Origin of the sequence: Simiduia curdlanivorans, assembly GCF_030409605.1 — a bacterium.
GTDB lineage: Bacteria > Pseudomonadota > Gammaproteobacteria > Pseudomonadales > Cellvibrionaceae > Simiduia > Simiduia curdlanivorans.
In genome coordinates this window covers 668299-686227 of the sequence record NZ_JAUFQG010000004.1, presented here as the reverse complement: position 1 = coordinate 686227, position 17929 = coordinate 668299, and the positions used below count along the sequence as shown (strand labels likewise).

General features: G+C 53.4%; 15 protein-coding genes. 11 read left to right on the top strand and 4 right to left on the bottom strand.

All coding sequences use genetic code 11. The features are described 5' to 3' along the window. Positions 1–15 precede the first annotated feature (15 nt). Together rppH and ptsP are read left to right on the top strand one after the other, a co-directional pair. Entirely contained in the window at positions 16–525 is a 510-nt protein-coding gene (gene rppH / locus QWY82_RS03170) for an RNA pyrophosphohydrolase (RefSeq protein WP_290259822.1), read from the top strand. A 14-nt stretch (positions 526–539) separates the two neighbouring features. Continuing rightward, on the top strand, positions 540–2795 hold the full coding sequence (gene ptsP, locus QWY82_RS03165; protein WP_290259820.1) for a phosphoenolpyruvate--protein phosphotransferase: 2256 nt from the start codon (positions 540–542) through the stop codon (positions 2793–2795). 198 nt (positions 2796–2993) lie between these two features. On the opposite strand, the gene QWY82_RS03160 is transcribed toward ptsP, so the two are convergent. Next, on the bottom strand, positions 2994–3764 hold the full coding sequence (locus QWY82_RS03160; RefSeq protein WP_290259818.1) for an NRDE family protein: 771 nt from the start codon (positions 3762–3764) through the stop codon (positions 2994–2996). A gap of 92 nt (positions 3765–3856) precedes the next feature. Here QWY82_RS03160 and lgt point away from each other — a divergent pair, with 92 nt between their 5' ends. The 9 genes from lgt (at position 3857) to QWY82_RS03115 (ending at position 11470) form a co-directional block, all read left to right on the top strand. Next, entirely contained in the window at positions 3857–4693 is an 837-nt protein-coding gene (gene lgt, locus QWY82_RS03155; protein ID WP_290259816.1) for a prolipoprotein diacylglyceryl transferase, read from the top strand. Next, on the top strand, positions 4690–5523 hold the full coding sequence (locus QWY82_RS03150) for a thymidylate synthase (RefSeq protein ID WP_290259815.1): 834 nt from the start codon (positions 4690–4692) through the stop codon (positions 5521–5523). Before lgt ends, QWY82_RS03150 begins: the two co-directional genes overlap by 4 nt. Then, on the top strand, positions 5523–6029 hold the full coding sequence (gene folA, locus QWY82_RS03145; RefSeq protein WP_290259813.1) for a type 3 dihydrofolate reductase: 507 nt from the start codon (positions 5523–5525) through the stop codon (positions 6027–6029). Before QWY82_RS03150 ends, folA begins: the two co-directional genes overlap by 1 nt. A gap of 301 nt (positions 6030–6330) precedes the next feature. Then, positions 6331–7113 carry a DUF3450 domain-containing protein gene (locus QWY82_RS03140; RefSeq protein WP_290259811.1) on the top strand — a complete coding sequence of 261 codons (783 nt, stop codon included), beginning with the start codon at positions 6331–6333 and terminating at the stop codon, positions 7111–7113. Beyond that, positions 7113–8489, top strand: coding sequence for a MotA/TolQ/ExbB proton channel family protein (locus QWY82_RS03135; protein ID WP_290259810.1), 1377 nt, complete (start codon positions 7113–7115; stop codon positions 8487–8489). The genes QWY82_RS03140 and QWY82_RS03135 overlap by 1 nt, the downstream gene beginning before the upstream one ends. Before the next feature lie 10 nt (positions 8490–8499). After that, on the top strand, positions 8500–9027 hold the full coding sequence (locus tag QWY82_RS03130) for a MotA/TolQ/ExbB proton channel family protein (RefSeq protein ID WP_290259808.1): 528 nt from the start codon (positions 8500–8502) through the stop codon (positions 9025–9027). A gap of 70 nt (positions 9028–9097) precedes the next feature. After that, positions 9098–9496, top strand: coding sequence for an ExbD/TolR family protein (locus QWY82_RS03125; RefSeq protein WP_290259806.1), 399 nt, complete (start codon positions 9098–9100; stop codon positions 9494–9496). 6 nt (positions 9497–9502) lie between these two features. Further along, positions 9503–10111, top strand: a complete 609-nt coding sequence (locus tag QWY82_RS03120; RefSeq protein ID WP_290259804.1) for an energy transducer TonB — start codon at positions 9503–9505, stop codon at positions 10109–10111. 15 nt (positions 10112–10126) lie between these two features. After that, positions 10127–11470 (top strand): tetratricopeptide repeat protein, encoded by a 1344-nt coding sequence (locus tag QWY82_RS03115; RefSeq protein WP_290259802.1) that lies wholly within the window; start codon positions 10127–10129, stop codon positions 11468–11470. 301 nt (positions 11471–11771) lie between these two features. On the opposite strand, the gene QWY82_RS03110 is transcribed toward QWY82_RS03115, so the two are convergent. The 3 genes from QWY82_RS03110 to argA all read right to left on the bottom strand — a co-directional run bounded on the left by QWY82_RS03110 (position 11772) and on the right by argA (position 17909). Next, a complete protein-coding gene (locus QWY82_RS03110; protein ID WP_290259800.1) occupies positions 11772–14390 on the bottom strand; it encodes a TonB-dependent receptor in 2619 nt (872 codons plus the stop codon). A gap of 227 nt (positions 14391–14617) precedes the next feature. Next, on the bottom strand, positions 14618–16459 hold the full coding sequence (gene ilvD / locus QWY82_RS03105) for a dihydroxy-acid dehydratase (protein ID WP_290259798.1): 1842 nt from the start codon (positions 16457–16459) through the stop codon (positions 14618–14620). Positions 16460–16571: 112 nt separating this feature from the next. After that, complete coding sequence (argA, locus tag QWY82_RS03100) at positions 16572–17909, bottom strand: amino-acid N-acetyltransferase (RefSeq protein WP_290259796.1); 1338 nt, start codon at positions 17907–17909, stop codon at positions 16572–16574. Positions 17910–17929: the final 20 nt, after the last annotated feature.

The following is a 17929-nucleotide window of genomic DNA, read 5'->3' as shown; positions in this document are numbered from 1 at the left end:
ACTAAGGAAAACGCCGTGATAGACAATGATGGTTTTAGGCCCAATGTGGGCATCATCGTAACCAATGATCACGGGCAGGTGCTGTGGGCGAGACGCATAGGCGGCCAAGACGCTTGGCAATTCCCACAGGGCGGTATCAACCCCAAGGAAACCGCCGAACAAGCCCTGTATCGGGAACTGTACGAAGAAGTGGGCCTAGGCCCGGACGACGTAGAGATATTGGCCAGTACCAAGGGCTGGCTACGCTATTTACTGCCCAAGAAATTACTGCGCAAGGGCTCCAGCCCCCTGTGCATAGGCCAGAAGCAGCGCTGGTTTTTACTGCGCCTGAAGGCCGATGAGTCGAAGATTAATTTGCACACCCAGAAAAAAGATGAGTTTGATCATTGGCGCTGGGTAAGCTATTGGTATCCTTTGGGTAAAGTGGTGTCTTTTAAACGCGATGTGTACCGCAAGGCTCTGCGCGAGCTTTCGCCGCTACACTGTCGTCATCAGCGTCAACAACTGGGTCACAAGGGAGCGTAAATTTGGCCGCGAGCATGCTCAATTCGCTGCGTAACATCGTGCAAGAAGTTAACGCCGCTCGCGACCTTCAATCGGCGCTGAATATCATTGTGGCGCGGATTAAAGAGTCTATGCACACCCAAGTGTGCTCGGTTTACTTGCGCGATGGTAAGAAAAACTACGTGCTAATGGCTACCGACGGGCTCAACCCAAAAGCGGTGGGAAAAGTCAGCCTGCGGGCCGAAGAAGGCTTGGTCGGCCGCGTGGTGAGCCGCGAAGAGCCGCTCAACCTCGAGCACGCCGAGACCCACCCCAGTTATCAATACTTTCCCGAAACCGGCGAAGAGCGCTTTAGCTCCTTTTTAGGCGTGCCCATCATTCACCACCGCGAAGTCTTGGGCGTATTGGTGGTACAGCAGGTCGATCGCCGGCGCTTTGACGAAGGCGATGAAGCTTTCCTGGTAACCTTGTCGGCCCAGCTCGCGGGGGTTATTGCCCATGCCGAGGCTACCGGTGTGGTGGTGGCCGTGGGGCAAGGCAAGGGCGAGGCCAAATTTATTGGTGTCTCTGGTTGCTCGGGTGTCGCCATCGGCGAGGCGGTGGTGATTTCACCGCCGGCCGACTTAAATTCCGTGCCCTATCAAGTGGTGTCGGATATCGAGGAAGAGATTGCCTTCTTCTACCGTTGTTTGGCCGCCGTGCGCAACGATATTGGCCGCATGAGCGACGAACTGAGAAGCCGTTTGTCGCGCGAAGAGCAGGCGCTGTTTGATGCCTATTTAGCCATGCTCGACGACGCCTCCCTGGGCGGCGAAGTGACCGAGCGCATTCGCGGCGGCGTTTGCGCCCCCTACGCCTGGGCCGATGTGATACTCGAGCACGAGCGCAATTTCAATTCCATGAGCGACCCCTACCTGCGCGATCGCGCCGCCGACGTGCGCGATCTGGGGCGCCGGGTGCTGGCCTATTTGCAGGAGTCGGCGCAGATGTGCCGGGTCTACCCAGACAATACCATTCTGGTGGGCGAGGAATTGACCGCCTCTATGTTGGGCGAGGTGCCGGCCGACAAGCTCGCCGGCCTGGTGTCGGTTGAAGGTTCGCGCAACTCCCATGTGGCTATCTTGGCGCGGGCCATGGATATTCCCACGGTGATGGGGGTGATCGACCTGCCCTACACCAAGTTAGATCAGCGCAAACTCATCGTCGACGGCTACAACGGCATTGTCTATCTGGACCCGTCCAAGGTTCTTAAATCCCATTACAAGGCGATCTTCAAAGAAGAGCAGGCGCTGCAAAAGGATCTAGAAACGCTCAAGGACAAGCCCTGTGAAACCACCGACGGCCACCGGCTTAACCTATGGGTGAATACCGGCTTGATGGCGGACGTAATGCGCTCGCTCGACCGCGGCGCCGAAGGTGTGGGCCTGTACCGCACCGAAGTGCCCTTCCTGTTGCGCGACCGCTTTCCGGGCGAGGAAGAGCAAACCAAAATTTACCGCGAGCAGCTCGAGGCCTTCGCGCCGCGCCAAGTCACCATGCGCACCCTCGATGTAGGTGGCGATAAAGCCCTGCCCTATTTCCCCATAGAGGAAGACAACCCCTTCCTCGGTTGGCGCGGCATTCGGGTCACGCTAGATCACCCAGAGATCTTTTTGGTGCAGGTGCGCGCCATGCTCAAGGCCAGCGAAGGCTTGGACAATTTGCGCATCATGCTGCCTATGATCACCAACATTCCCGAGCTGGATGCCGCCAATGCGCTGATATTGCGCGCCTTTAACGAGGTGATGGAAGAGGGTCATCGCGTGGTTTACCCGCCCGTGGGAGTGATGGTGGAAGTGCCGGCAGCTGTGTACCAAGCCAAAGAACTGGCGGCGCGCGCCGATTTTCTCTCGGTGGGTTCGAACGATTTAACTCAGTACCTGTTGGCCGTGGACCGCAACAACGCCCGGGTCGCGGACTTGTATCAGAGCATGCACCCCGCCGTGCTCAGCGCTTTGCAGGAAGTGGTAGAAGCAGGTCACGCGGAAAACGTTGATGTCAGTATTTGCGGCGAGCTAGCCGGTGACCCAGGCGCTGCGGTGCTGCTCATGGCCATGGGTTACGACGTGCTATCGATGAGTGCCACTAACTTGCCGAAAGTGAAGTCGGTGCTGCGCGCTATCTCGAAAGATCAGGCCTGTGCCCTATTGGCCGAGGTGATGTGTTTACACACCGCCGAGGCCATAGAGGCGACCTTGAACACGCGCTTGCAGGATATGGGTATTAAGCGGCTGTATCGGCCTAATGTTTGAAGCAAAATTTTAGCTGCAAGCTGCAAGCCGAGCAATGGCGCCGGAATTAAACAAGAAAGCCCTTACGGGCATGATCTTTCATCAAAATTTGTAGCCTGTAGGGGGTTGATGTGTCGAACCAGACCATCCGTCTTGTAGCTTGTAGCTTGTAGCGTCAACCGCCGCCGCAGCCAACCGGCTAAGGTTGGTCTTCACCAATTAAAGTTGAAAGCTAAAGCGCTCTCGGGTTTCGCCTACTTGTGTTCCCGTTGCATCAAAGCTGCGCTCAATGAATAGCGCCCGCTGCTGCCGGTCGACTAGTAGCAGGGTGCTGGCGCGTGTGCCATAGCGCTGGTTGACGATGAATCGGCTCGACAGCAGCAGTTCCATGTCTCGGTCTATGCCGGTGTTGGGTAGTTCGGTCACTGGTGCTGGGTCGCGATTGCCGAGCAGCTGCCAGAGACCTAATTCCAGTTCAGCTTCACTGCCCGAGCTGCTCAGTAATTGGCGCAATTCTCGCCGGCCGGATGCCACCTTCGGCCAGGGCGTATTGATGCTGGCATTGCTCAATCCGTGAACGCCCGCGTTGAGTGTTGAGCTCGGCATGGGCCAGCTTTGATTCGACCTCACCTCTAGCTGCCAGTGCCCACCCCTGAGCGCACCCGTGACCAGGTTAAAAGCGCCGAATTCGCGCCCGTCTATGGCGCCCGCATGATCTATAGCAGCCGCGCGCTTGACCAGTTCGCCGCGGCTCAGTTTGCCGGTTGTCTGTTGGCCATTGCGCACATTGGTGAGCGCGCCAAACCGGCCGCGTTGATTGAGTAGCAGCCAGCTGCCCCCCGCCTCGAGATCTTTGCCTCCCAGCCATTGCGGTTGCTCCGGCCAGAAGTGTGCCGCCGCTGTGGGACGCTGGTGAAATTCGTCGCGATTACTGGCCAGAATAAGTGGCCAGTGGGCGTGAGCTTGATGGCCGATAAAGAGTAAACACATGGCAGCTGTGGCAGTGAGCGAGTGAAGAAAGCATAATGCCCGCCTGATGTGCGTTGGATCAACGCCTGATACTCCACAGATTGGAATTGTTCATGTTGAAATACCCAGAAATAGACCCTATCGCCTTTGCTTTCGGCCCCTTTGAGATAGCCGGTTACAGCCTCGGGCCACTCGCGGTGCACTGGTATGGTTTGATGTACTTGGCCGCGTTTCTCGGCACCGGTTTCCTGGCCGCGCGCCGCGCCGCGCGCGCCGATAGCCCCGTCACCAGAGCTCAGGTAGAAGACCTGATCATGTACGGCGCCTTTGGCGTCATCCTGGGCGGACGCATGGGCTATGTGTTGTTTTATAACTTTGATCGCTTCCTCGAAGACCCGGTTTGGCTGATGAAAATTTGGGAGGGCGGCATGTCTTTCCATGGCGGCTTGCTCGGGGTGCTGATAGCGCTCTGGCTCTACGGGCGCAAGATCAAGCAGCCGTTTTTTGCCATTACCGACTTCATTGCGCCCATGGTGCCCTTGGGCTTGGCCTTCGGGCGGCTGGGTAACTTTATCGGCCAAGAGCTTTGGGGTAGGCCCACAGATCTACCCTGGGCCATGGTGTTCCCGCGCGATCCGGAAGCGCTGGCACGACACCCGTCGCAGCTGTATCAAGCCTGCCTCGAGGGCTTGTTGTTGTTCATTATCTTATTTTGGTTTTCCGCCAAGCCGCGCCCGCGCATGGCCGTGAGTGGTCTGTTTATGATGGGTTACGGCTTGTTCCGCTTCATGGTGGAGTTTGTGCGCGAGCCGGATAACCACATCAGCTTTGATTTTTTTGGTTGGGTGACCCGCGGCCAAGTGTTGTCGGCACCTATGTTTTTGCTCGGGCTGATCTTTTTCGTTTGGGCCTACAAGAGACGTGATGCGAGTGGGGTGAAATCATCGTGAAACAGTATTTAGACTTAATGCGCCACGTTCGCGATAACGGCGTGCAAAAAGGCGACCGCACCGGCACCGGCACGAAAAGTGTATTCGGCTACCAGATGCGCTTCGACTTAGCCGAAGGCTTCCCGCTCATCACCACGAAAAAATGCCACTTGAAGTCCATTATTCACGAATTGCTGTGGTTCCTGCAGGGCGATACCAATACCGCGTACCTGAAGCAAAATGGCGTCAAAATATGGGATGAGTGGGCCACGCCAAGCGGCGATCTCGGCCCTGTCTATGGCCACCAGTGGCGCTCGTGGGAGGGCCCCAATGGCGTGGTAGTGGACCAGATCAAAGACCTGGTGCAGATGATAAAAACCAAGCCCAACTCGCGCCGATTGTTGATCTCTGCCTGGAACCCCACGGCGTTACCAGATGAAACCCTGTCGCCGCAAGACAATGTGGCCCAGGGCCGGATGGCCTTGGCGCCCTGCCATACGCTGTTTCAGTTCTATGTGGCCGAGGGCAAATTGTCCTGTCAGCTGTACCAGCGCAGCGCCGATATTTTCCTCGGCGTGCCCTTCAATATTGCCTCTTATGCGCTGTTCACCATGATGTTGGCGCAGGTGTGTGATTTGGCGCTGGGCGACTTTGTTCACACCTTCGGCGATGCGCACTTGTACAGCAACCACGCCGAGCAGGTTGAGCTGCAGTTGGCGCGCACGCCCAAAGCCCTGCCCACCATGAAAATTAACCCAGCGGTGAAGGACATCTTGGCATTCAAGTTTGAGGACTTCGAGTTGTTGAACTACAACCCAGACCCGCACATACCCGCGCCGGTGGCGATCTAATGGCAGGGCTCGCACTCATCGTCGCCATGGCGGAAAATCACGTCATCGGCAAAGACAACCAATTGCCCTGGCACCTGCCTGGCGATCTCGGCTATTTCAAGCGCACCACCCTCGGAAAGCCGGTGATAATGGGGCGCAAAACCTTTGACTCTATCGGTCGCCCGCTACCAGGCCGGCCCAATATTGTGATAACCCGCCAGAGCGGCTGGCAGGCCGACGGTGTTACTGTCTGTAACTCGCTGGATCAGGCTGTTGAGCTGGCACAGAGCCTGCTGGCTGATCTGGGTGTGAATGAAATGATGGTTATCGGCGGCGGCGAAATCTATCGGCAGGCCTTGCCTCTGGCAAACCGTCTGTATTTGACTAAGGTTCATGCAGTTGTCGAGGGCGATGCACAATTCCCGCGTCTTGAACAGCAGCATTGGCAACAAATAAGCGAAGAAAGGCATAGCTCAGGAGGTTCCAATCCTTATGACTATTCGTTTATAGTGCTGGATCGAATGTGAAAGTTGTCGCAAATTTGGCAAGCTTCATAACGATTCACCATGCAGTTGTACGTTTTTTGGGCTGGTGTTACCGCTGTTGGATGTACTTTCCGAGAGTTGTTACCAATCTGTTACCTTTGTGTTACTTAACGGCACAAACTGTTTTTGGATATTCGTCTAGTCGTTGAATCTTGGCGGAGGGGGTCATTACAATGCCACCCTTCTCTGTCGCCGGAGCAACGCGGAATTAAGCGTGTGTGGCAGTGAAATTAAACTGACGCGCAAAGTTGATTGCACAAAAAGCACCCGAGTTGGGGGAACTATGAAGAAGCAACGAATGAAAGCGGTGGCTCTGTCCACAATGCTTTCTGCTGGCGCACTGATTGGCAGTGTGGCTCAAGCAGACCAAACCCTGAATGCGATTCTGCAGACAGGTCAGGCTAAAACCACAGCAGCTATGCAGTCTCAGAAGCGAATCGACAAGATCGCCGACGACACTAACTCTCTGTTGCAGGAATTCAAAACTGTTAATAAGCAGATTGAAGGCTTGAAGGTATACAACGCACAGCAGGAAAAGCAGATTGCTAACCAGCTCGTTGTATTGACTGATCTGGAAGAGTCAATCGACCAGGTAACGGTGATGGAGCGTCAAATCCAGCCGTTGATCCTTCGCATGTTGGATGGTTTGGAGCAGTTCGTTGAGCTGGACGTACCTTTCCACTTGACCGAGCGTCGCGATCGCATCGAACAACTTCGCGCCAACCAAGAGCGCGCGGATATTTCGGTTGCTGAAAAATTCCGTCAAGTACTCGAAGCCTACAAAATTGAATCTGAGTACGGTCGTAAAATCGACACGTATAAAGATACATTGAACATCGGTGGTCAGGATCGCGAAGTGAACATTCTGCGCGTTGGCCGTGTTGCCTTGATGTACCAAACCACTGACACGCGTTTGTCTGGTGCTTGGGATGCGCGTCAAAAGGCATACGTCGAGTTAGATTCTGGCGAATACCGCACATCTATTTTACAGGGTATCAAAATCGCGAAGAAACAAGCGACCAACGATATCATGGGCTTACCCATCTTGGCTCCGGAGGCTAAATAATGAAACTGACCTTCGTAAAGCGCTGCTTAATCGTAGCTGTAGCGGGTATTTTTGGCGCTAGTGCTGCCTTTGCCCAAGACGACAAAGCCGCTTCTTTAGAGCAGCTGTTGAAAATGGTTCAAGACTCTAAAGTGTCTGAAACCCGCGAGCACAAGCAGCGCGAAGCTGAATTCTTGCGCGACAAAGCTAACCAGCAGTCTCTGCTGAACAAAGCCAAGGCTGAAAAAGCTGCCGAAGAGCGTCGCTCTGAGCAGTTGGAAGCCAAATACAAGGCACAAGAAATTCAAGTGGCCGCGAAGCGTAAGCAGCTTCAAGAGCGCTTGGGTTCTCTGAAAGAATTGTTCGGTCACTTGACGTCAACCGCTGGCGACTTGCGCTCTAACATCAATACCTCCGTTGTATCTGCTCAATATGGCGATCGCACCGCATTCTTGGACGCTCTCATCGACAAGATGAACTCGGCCACCAAGCTGCCAAAGATCGATGAAATTGAGCGTCTGTGGTACGAATTGCAGCGTGAAACCATTGAAGGCGCGAAAGTGACTACCTTCACTGGCACCGTCATCAAGCCCAACGGCGAGAAGGCTGCGCAGACTATTGTTCGCGTCGGTAACTTCAACTTGTTGTCTGACGGCAAATACCTCACCTACTCACCGAAAGATGGCAAGATCGAAGAGCTGGTTCGTCAGCCCGATAGCTTCTTGAGCGGTGCGGCGGCGGTACAAGAGGCAACCAGCGGCTTCACCAAAGTTGGTATCGATCCTACCGGTCCATCAGGTGGTTCATTACTGGCTGCGCTGATCAACACCCCTTCTTTGGAAGAGCGTTGGCATCAAGGTGGTACTGTTGGCTACATCATCTCTGCAGTGGGTGCCTTTGCAGCGCTGTTAGCTCTGTGGCGCTTCATCGTGCTGATGGGTATTTCAGGCAAGGTTAACGCCCAGCTTAAGCAGCAGAAAGCCAATACCAACAACCCACTGGGTCGTGTATTGAAAGTCGCTGAAGACAATCCAAAAGTGGACACTGAAACCCTTGAGCTGAAGCTTGAAGAAGCTGTGCTGAAAGAGCGCCCCCAGATTGAAAGCGGCTTACAGCTGTTGAAAATCATTGCGATGGTTGCGCCGCTGTTGGGTCTACTCGGTACCGTTACCGGTATGATCGTGACCTTCCAGGCCATTACCATCTTCGGTGCGGGCGATCCAAAGGCTATGGCCGGCGGTATTTCTGGTGCCTTGGTAACTACCGTACTGGGTCTAATCGTAGCGATTCCAACAGTCTTGATGCACACCCTGGTTAACACCAAGGCCAAGCGTGTTGTTCATATTCTAGATGAGCAAAGCGCTGGTATCATTGCTGAAAACGCCGAAAAGAAGTAGGAGATAAACCATGTTGGCATTGATGGACGCTCTTGCAGCCATTAACGCCTTTATGGACTCGGGTGGCCCTATCCTTAAGTGGATCGCCATCCTCACCTTTGTGATGTGGACTCTGATTTTCGAACGAGTTTGGTATTTCAAAGGTAGTCTGAAAGGCGATGTGCAGTCAGTACTTGATACCTGGGAAGCGCGCAAAGAGCGTAAATCCTGGGGCGCTCATCAGGTAAGGTATGCGCTAGTTTCACGCATCTCCGAGAAGATCAACAGCAATATGGATATGATCGCGACCATGGTTGCGCTCTGCCCTCTGCTCGGTCTACTCGGAACTGTGACGGGGATGATTGAAGTATTCAACATCTTGGCAGTGACGGGCGGTGGTGATGCTAAGTCCATGGCGAGTGGTGTTTCACAAGCCACAATTCCGACCATGGCAGGCATGGTAGCAGCGCTCTCGGGCGTATTTGCTAACACCTTCCTAACCCAAACTGCTGCCAACGAAGCCCAGTTGCTGGCTGACCATCTGACGATGGACCATTAATCGCCTCGGCGAGGCGACGCGGTAGGTCTTTAGGCCTACCGCCCGTTAACCAGTTACAACGAGAACCGTCATGAGTAAAAGACCAAGCCAAGAAGAGGAAGCCGGTGCAATCGATTTAACACCGATGCTCGACGTGGTATTTATCATGTTGATCTTCTTCATCGTGACCGCATCGTTCATTAAAGAAGCGGGTATTGAAGTTAACCGCCCAGACGCAACAACTAGCCTCTTGAAAAAGAACGCTAATATTCTGGTCGCGATTAACGCCAATAACGAGATCTGGATTGCTAAGCAGCAGGTCGATGAGCGCGATATCAAGTCGCACATCGAGCGTTTGCATGCAGAGAACCCCAAGGGTGCTTTGGTAATTCAGGCTGATAACGATGCTAAAATCGAATTCATCCAAAAGGTTATCGAGGCGGCGCGCGAAGTGTCAGTTCTCGATGTGTCTGTCGCCACTGAGAAATAACTCGCTATGAACATCTTAAAAATTGGTGTAGCAGCGGCTCTGGCGGCAGCTACCACGGCAGGTTTGATATTTTTAATGCACTTCCTCATCGCGATGAACGTGACTGAGCCAAAGGACGTTGAAGATACCAAGGTTGTGGATATCCACATGCCCGACCGTGAAATCAAAACCCAGTACGAAACCGATCAAGCTGTAAAGCCTGATGACCCGTTGAATCCACCGCCAGAAATGCCGGAAATGGATTTTGACACGCCCGATCTCAACCCGAACGCCATCAACATGGGAGCGCCGAAATTAGCGGCAAACTTACAAGTTGGCGGCATTGGCGGCTTTTCCAGTGATGGCGAGTACTTGCCTATCGTTAAAGTCCAGCCCGTGTACCCACGTCGCGCCCTCCAGCGTGGCATTGAAGGTTACGTAATTGTCGAGTTTGTGGTTACCAAGAACGGTTCCGTGCGCGACCCTGTTGTTGTTGAAGCAGATCCCGAAGGCATATTTGACAGTGCGGCCACCAAAGCTGCGCTAAAATTCAAATACAAGCCCCGCGTGGTGGACGGTGAGGCCATTGAGGTTCCCGGTGTTCGCAACAAAATCAGCTTCGCGATTGCGAAGTAACTGACTGGAGTGATTATGACTATTAAGACAGCAGTTACCCGTATTGTAAAAAGCACGCTTTTTGCCGCCCCGCTTTTGTTGGCACCTGCGCTTGCAAGTGTTGCCTTAGACGGCACGGTATTAAGTGGTTTGGTGAGCAGCAGTGTTGCCTATGCGCAAGACGATGCCAAGCCGCAACACAAAACCCGCAAAACCCCAGCCCTGCGTGAAAACGTTTACAAGAAGCTCGCCGAGGTTCAAGTATTCGCCGACGCTGGTGACTGGAAAGCAGCGTTAAAAGAGCTGGACGAGCTAAAAGGCGACACCGCTAAGTGGAATGGCTATGAGTTGGCGCAACTGTGGAACTACTACGGTTTCGTCTACTACTCATTAGAGCGTTACCCCGATGCGTTGAAGGCCTACGAGCGCGTTGTGTCTAACCCCGATGACATTCCAGAAGGTCTAGAGACGGCCACCTTGTATACCATGGCGCAGCTCTACTTCATTCAGGAAGATTACCGCAAAGCTGTGGATATCTTGACTCGCTGGATGGCCGCGTCACCGATTGTTGGTGCCGATGCCTATGTACTTCGCGGTCAGGCTTACTACTCGCTGAATGACTTCAATAAGGCGTTACCGGACATCAATTGGGCGGTAAACGATTACGAAGGCAAGGGTAAGGTTCCGAAGGAAAACTGGTTCGCTCTACAGCGCGCAATTTATTACGAGAAAGGCGATAACAAAACTGTTATTAAGATTCTCGAAAAGTTAGTGCGTCACTACCCGAAAGCCTCCTACTGGCGTCAGCTAGCAGGTATGTACGGCTCGGTGAACCGCGAGAAAGACCAGCTCCATGCGTCTGAAGCCGCCTACATCATGGGCGCGGTGACTAACGAGAAAGAACTGCTCAACATTGCTTACCTATTCCTCGGTGAAGAAGCGCCTTATAAGGCAGCCAAAATTATCGATAAGGGTATTAAAGACAAGCGTATCGAGCCAACCTCCAAAAACTTAGAGACCTTGGCGGTTTCCTGGCGCCTATCGCAGGAAATTAAGAAGTCTTTGCCAGAGATGGAGAAGGCTGCGGCTAAATCCGATACCGGTGACTTGTATGCACGTCTTGCGGGTATTTACCTCGACAATGACATGTACAACAAAGCTATCGATGCCGGTGAAGTGGCTCTGAAGCGCAAGGGCATTAAGCGCGAAGATCAATTGCAAATTGTTCTTGGTATGGCCTTTGTTAGCCAGAAGAAATACGACTCTGCGATTAAAGCCTTTGAAAAAGCGAAGGAAGATAAGCGCTCTGCGAAATTCGCATTGCAGTGGATCGAGTTCGCCAAGAGTGAGAAAGAGCGGGAAAGGCAGCTTGCGTTGTAAGTTGGTTTTCCGTTATAAAAAAACCGGCCTTTGGGTCGGTTTTTTTATGTTCGAATTTCTTAGCCGCAAGCCGGATGGCCGGACCCCACAAAGGGGAAGTAGACAGGCGAAGAAGTTTACAGTTTACAGGACGGACAAGAGCGGCTTTGGGGGTAAGTTGGTGTGTGGGTCGCTGGTTTAGACTGAGTAAAAGTAAAAGTAAAAGTAAAAGTAAAAATGTATTTGTGAGCGATGAGTGGTTCGGCTGAATTGGTGGTGTAAAAAAGCCGCGCTGGGCGCGGCTTGATGTTTCGGAGCTTAGTTAAAAGCTGTAAGTCACTTTGCCGTAAAAATACTGGCCGCGTGGGTCGTGTTGGCTCGAAACATAACCGTACAAGTCCGAGTCGCCGTCGCCGCTGGCAAAGGGCACGTCTTCATCGAGTAAGTTATTGACGCCGATGCTTAGCAAGGTATTTTGCAGGCCGGTATAGCGCGCCTGCAAGTTAACCGTTGCCATGGCATCGACGGTTCTGGTGGCATCAATGTAATAGTTAGTGCCGCCATCTAAGTCGTCGAAAGAGCCGATGTAGTTAAGCGTTGCAGAGAGGCCAAAGTTTTCGAAGTCCCAATCGCCGGTGGCATTCCAGCGATGTTTCGGATATTTATACTTCCCGGCCAAGTCAATAGAGGTAAAGCCATCGCCGCTTGAATCAAGTTCAACCCGTTCGAACTCGATTAAATAAGCATAATCTAAGCGGAGGTTAACAGTGCCCCCCATAGCGTCTAAGTCAGCCCAGAGTAAGCTAAAGTCGATGCCGGTAACATTTTGCTCGCCGATATTAATAAAACTACTGTTGATTGATTGAATCCCGCCAAGGGTGTCGCCAGGTAGGGGTGTAGATCTTATGCAAATATCGCTATTTTGATCGCCACAAAACTGCGCCAGTAAATATTCTATTGGCTCCTTATCAATCTTGCCTTCCTGTTTAATATTCCAATAGTCCAGCGACAGGGTTAAAGAGTCCGTTGGGTTGTAAACAACACCTATATTTGCACTTTCCGACTCTTCTGCCTCTAGGTCGGGATTGCCAGCAAACACCACCGTATAGTCTGTTTTAGCACAATAGGCGATGTTAACTGCACAGCCATAGTCATCGGTTAGAAACAGAGACTCTTGCGAAGGACCTAAGCCAACTTGTGCTAAGGACGGTGCCCGAAAGCCTGTGCCCCAAGAAGCGCGTAAGGCAATTGTTTCATTCGGAGCCCAGCGAATATTGGCCATAGGGTTGGTGGTCGAACCAAAATCGCTATAGCTGTCGTGCCGCCCGGCTAGGCTAATATTTATGGCGTCTGTCACCGGTAACGCAAATTCGACATAGGCCGAAGAAATATCGCGGTTGGCAGAAGCCGACACGGATTCGGTACCGAAGATTAAACCGCGTTGAAATTGATCATCGGGCGTATCTGTGGCGCTCTCTTCTCGATACTCAAGACCGGCGGCCATGGCGGCGTTGCCACCGGATAGCGCGAATAGCTCGCCATCCACGTTGAACTCGACACTTGAAAGTTGTGACGAGCCGCTGCGCACGAGGCTGGTGGTAATGGCATCGATAACGCTGTCGGGATTGGTGACGCCACCAAAGGGGTTGTAGCGGCCAGCGTCGATTTCTTGCTGCAGTAAATCTGTTCTTACCCAACCCTGTGAGCGATCGCCCGTTTGCGTGGATTCGCTGCGGGCTCGCTGTGCGGCCAGCTCCCAATCCCAATCGGCAACTTTGCCGCGCAAACCAAACACACCGCGCACGTTATCGGTTTCAATGTCCCAAGCGCGCGCCCCGGCATCTACTGTGCGGTAACGATTTATGCTGATAGTGGTGGCGCCGGTAAAGGGATTGTTTGGATGAGATACGGGTACTGTGAGGCCAGCGCCCTCATCGAGTGGGGTAGGTGCGCCAAACGCCGATGAAGTGTTGTGCTGAACTGCAATTTCGGTAAAAAATTCTATCTCATCGGTCAGGTTTCGGTGCCCGCTAACTATGATTCCCGCGCGTTCCGCCGCGGGTGTTAACACAGCCCAAGGGCCGTAATCGTAGACGCAGGTTGGATCAAAGTTGCTGCCGGCTGGACAACCCGGATCGATAGTAATGACTCCGTCGACGGTGAAGTTGCCAGGGTAACCCCGGGAAGAGCGGTAATCGAAGCCACCATTCGCCGTTTGATCCGCCGTGCCTAGGCGACCGCGATCGACATTCATGAGCGCGGTATTTTTGAAGTAATCAAACACCAAAGTGACGTTGGAATCAGCATCGCCATTCATGCCCCAGATGGCGGAGAAAGTGGTTTCTGAATTGTCGCTATCGGTGGTATTGCCGTAGCCGACCGAGACGTCGAAGCCATCGAAGTTATCGCGCATCACAACGTTGACCACACCGGCTACAGCATCCGAGCCGTAAATCGCCGAGGCCCCATCTTTTAACACTTCAATTCGTTCAACGGCGCTGACTGGCAGGGCGTTGATATCGACAAAGTTAGTGGTGATGCCTTCGGCGAAGGCGCTAATCGCAACTCGCCGACCGTTAACTAAAACCAGGGTGGCATCGGCGCCCATGCCGCGCAAGCTAACGGCAGATGCCCCGTTTGCCGTGGAATCTTGGTTGTTGCCGCGGGTTGAAAATGTGCCGTTGCCGGCGATAGGGGATTTTTCGAAAAGTTGTTGTAAGTTGGTGTAGCCAGATTTATCGATACTGTCGCGATCGAATACCTGAACCGGTGTGGCGCCTTCGAACTGACCGCCTTGGGAAAGACGGGAGCCAACCACCGTCACTTCTTCAATACTCTTGCCCTGCTGGGTTTGCGCTATAGAAACTTGCGCAGTGGCGGCCATGGCAGAAACAATGGCACTGGCTAAAAATCTTCTTTGAAAAACTGATCTCTTTTCCATGATATTTCCTTTTTTTCTTTAGAATTATTTTTCGGACAACACCTCGCCGACAGCACAAAGCTAACAGCGGAAAAAATTTAAAACAATCGAACGCGACAGAGTTCAGAGATAACAGCTGGAAGGAGGAATAAATAAGATAAATTGCAGATAAAAAGTGATGTGAAAACTTGGTTTTGGAATGATCGTGCTAACGTCGCTCGGAAAACTTCCGAGCGACGTTAAAAAAATTACAACTTAGATAAATCGCGCACGGCACCTTTGTCCGCGCTAGTTGCCAATAGCGCATAGGCTTTTAGCGATGCAGACACTTTGCGTGGCCGCTGTGCTTTTGGCTTCCAGGCTAAGTCGCCTTTGGCGTCTTCTTTGGCGCGTCTTTCATCTAATTCTTGATCAGAAAGTTTTACATTAATACTTCTGGCTGGGATGTTGATCTGAATAATATCGCCCGTTTCTACTAAGCCGATAGCGCCACCGGCCGCTGCTTCTGGCGAGGCGTGGCCAATACTTAAACCCGAGGTGCCACCGGAAAAACGGCCGTCGGTGAGCAGCGCACACTTAGCACCCAAACTTTTTGATTTTAAATAGCTAGTTGGATACAACATCTCCTGCATGCCTGGCCCACCTTTTGGACCTTCGTACCGGATAATAACCACATCACCTTCTTTAACTTTGCCTGCCAAAATATCGGCAACGGCTTCGTCCTGGCTCTCAACCACGTAAGCAGGGCCTTCAAAAATCCAAATGCTTTCGTCGACGCCGGAGGTTTTTACCACGCAGCCATCGACAGCAATGTTACCGGTTAATACGGCAAGCCCGCCTTCTTTGCTAAACGCATTTTCTACCGAGCGAATACAACCGTTGGCGCGATCGCCATCGAGTGTGGGGTAGCGCGTGCTTTGCGAAAAGGCGGTTTGGGTCGGAATGCCGGCGGGCCCGGCGCGGAAAAATTCACGCACGGCCGGGCTCTCGGTCACGGTGATATCCCACTTGGCTAGGCCCTCTGCCAGCGTGGCGCTGTGTACAGTAGGAATGCTGGTGTCGAGTAAGTCGCCGCGCGCCAGTTCGCCCAGAATACTAAACACGCCGCCGGCGCGATGCACATCTTCCATGTGATAATTTTTCGTGTTCGGCGCCACCTTACACAGCTGCGGAATGCGGCGCGACAGTGCGTCGATATCTTTCATGCTGAAATCGATGTCGCCTTCTTGCGCGGCGGCCAGTAAATGCAAAATGGTATTGGTGGAGCCGCCCATGGCGATGTCGAGTGCCATGGCGTTGTTAAACGCTGGCAGGGAGGCGATATTGCGCGGCAAAACCGATGCGTCATCGTGTTCGTAATAGCGCTTGGTAATCTCGACAATCTTGCGCCCGGCCTCTAAGAAAAGTTGTTCGCGGTCGCTATGCGTTGCCAGCATTGAGCCATTGCCGGGCAGCGATAAACCCAGCGCCTCGGTTAAACAGTTCATCGAGTTGGCGGTAAACATGCCCGAGCAAGAACCGCAGGTGGGACAGGCGGAGCGCTCGTAGGCGTCGACTTTTTCGTCTGAAGCGGTGTCGTCGGCGGCAATGACCATGGCATCCACAAGGTCTAATTTGTGCTCGGCTAATTTCGTTTTACCGGCTTCCATCGGCCCGCCGGAAACGAAGATCACCGGAATGTTGATGCGCATGGCCGCCATCAACATGCCGGGCGTAATCTTGTCGCAGTTGGAGATGCACACGATGGCGTCAGCACAGTGGGCGTTAACCATATACTCGACGCTGTCGGCGATAATGTCGCGGCTGGGCAGGCTGTAGAGCATGCCGTCGTGGCCCATGGCGATACCGTCGTCGACGGCGATAGTGTTGAACTCTTTTGCCACGCCGCCAGCCTTTTCAATTTCCCGTGCTACCAATTGCCCCATGTCTTTTAGATGCACATGGCCGGGCACGAACTGGGTGAAGGAGTTGGAAATGGCGATAATGGGTTTTTGGAAATCGTCATCTTTCATGCCGGTGGCGCGCCAAAGGGCGCGTGCGCCGGCCATGTTGCGGCCATGGGTGGATGTTTTCGAGCGATAGGCTGGCATGAGACGACTCCAGAAGTCTGATAAATGTATTGCAATAAAAACGGCCGGCAAGCATACCAGAAAGGCTGCGGCCGGCCGAGTGTTTGGGCGGGTTTGTTAGCAGTAAAACGCGCTAAATAGCCAAACGCTTAGTGAATATTTTCGATTTGCGCTGATAGTTATAAAGAGATTGCTTCTCAATGGGCAGTGTCTCTATATCGCCGGGCACGAAGCCCTGTTCCAAAAACCAATGCGCGGTTTGGGTGGTGAGCACAAACAGCTCTTTAATGCCGGCGCGCATGGCATGGCGCTCTAGCTGATGTAGAAGCTTTGCGGCGCGGCCGCCTTTTTGGTAGCTGGGGTGGGTGACCACGCAGGCTAGCTCCGCGGCGCCAGTGGAATAAGGGTAGAGCGCGGCACAGGCCAGTATGGTGCCGTCTTTTTCCAGCACCGAGAACTTTTCGATCTCGCTCTCCAGCATCTCGCGCGAGCGGCGCACCAAAATACCGGCTTTTTCTAAGGGTTCGATGAGCTCGATAATACCGCCTACGTCGTCGATCGAGGCGGTGCGCAGCTGCTCGTAGTTATCCCGATAGACCATGGTGCCGCTGCCGTCGCGGGTGAAGAGCTCCTTCAAAAAGGCGCCGTCGTCGCTGAAGGAGACGATTTGCGCCCTAGGCACGCCCTTGGTGCAGGCCTCGAAACAGGCCTTTAACGCCAGCCGGCTGCCGTGCGCCGGGCGGCTGTTTTCGTTGTTGAGGTACTGTTCTGCCTCGTGCAGCATAAATTCGCGAATCAGACCGCCGGCTTCATCCTCGACGCCCCGGCCTTCGACAAAGCTAACAATCTTGTCGGCGTTGAGGTTGATGGCCACCTGGGTGGCTACCTCGGCGAAGCTCAGGTTAAACACCTCGCCGGTGGGCGAGTAACCGAGCGGCGAGACAATCAAAATTGCGCCTAAATCGAGCGATTGCTGCATGGTTTTGGTGTTGATGCGCCTAACCTTGCCGGTAAATTGCAAGTCGGTGCCATCGATCACGCCAAGCGGCATGCCGGTGATAAAGTTGCCACTTACCGCTTGAATATGGGCGCCATGCATAGGGGAATTTGGCAGTCCGGTAGACAGCGCCGCCTCGATATCCACCCGCACTTCGCCGGCCGCATGAATAATGGCGGTCATGGCTTGTGGGTCGGTGATGCGCAGGTTTTCGTGAAACAGCGAATCCATTTCCGCCAGCTCCAAGCGCTGTTCAACTTGCGGTCGGGTGCCGTGCACGATAACCAGGCGTACGCCAAGGCTGTTTAACAGCGCAATGTCGTAGATGATATTGGCAAAATTGGCGTGCCTGACAGCTTCGCCGGGCAGCATCAGCACGAAGGTCTTGCCCCGGTGCGCGTTGATGTAGGGCGATGAGTCGCGGAACCAATCAACGTATTGTTGCGCCATGGGTTTGGTGTTTTCCTGGGTCATGGATAAGCCTTACTTAACCT

Excerpts from the sequence above, each read along its gene's own strand:
- ptsP (WP_290259820.1), top strand. The coding sequence starts at position 540 with ATGCTCAATTCGCTGCGTAACATCGTGCAAGAAGTTAACGCCGCTCGC.
- QWY82_RS03160 (WP_290259818.1), bottom strand. The coding sequence starts at position 3,764 with ATGTGTTTACTCTTTATCGGCCATCAAGCTCACGCCCACTGGCCACTT.
- lgt (WP_290259816.1), top strand. The coding sequence starts at position 3,857 with ATGTTGAAATACCCAGAAATAGACCCTATCGCCTTTGCTTTCGGCCCC.
- folA (WP_290259813.1), top strand. The coding sequence starts at position 5,523 with ATGGCAGGGCTCGCACTCATCGTCGCCATGGCGGAAAATCACGTCATC.
- QWY82_RS03140 (WP_290259811.1), top strand. The coding sequence starts at position 6,331 with ATGAAGAAGCAACGAATGAAAGCGGTGGCTCTGTCCACAATGCTTTCT.
- QWY82_RS03135 (WP_290259810.1), top strand. The coding sequence starts at position 7,113 with ATGAAACTGACCTTCGTAAAGCGCTGCTTAATCGTAGCTGTAGCGGGT.
- QWY82_RS03130 (WP_290259808.1), top strand. The coding sequence starts at position 8,500 with ATGTTGGCATTGATGGACGCTCTTGCAGCCATTAACGCCTTTATGGAC.
- QWY82_RS03125 (WP_290259806.1), top strand. The coding sequence starts at position 9,098 with ATGAGTAAAAGACCAAGCCAAGAAGAGGAAGCCGGTGCAATCGATTTA.
- QWY82_RS03120 (WP_290259804.1), top strand. The coding sequence starts at position 9,503 with ATGAACATCTTAAAAATTGGTGTAGCAGCGGCTCTGGCGGCAGCTACC.
- QWY82_RS03115 (WP_290259802.1), top strand. The coding sequence starts at position 10,127 with ATGACTATTAAGACAGCAGTTACCCGTATTGTAAAAAGCACGCTTTTT.
- QWY82_RS03110 (WP_290259800.1), bottom strand. The coding sequence starts at position 14,390 with ATGGAAAAGAGATCAGTTTTTCAAAGAAGATTTTTAGCCAGTGCCATT.
- ilvD (WP_290259798.1), bottom strand. The coding sequence starts at position 16,459 with ATGCCAGCCTATCGCTCGAAAACATCCACCCATGGCCGCAACATGGCC.
- argA (WP_290259796.1), bottom strand. The coding sequence starts at position 17,909 with ATGACCCAGGAAAACACCAAACCCATGGCGCAACAATACGTTGATTGG.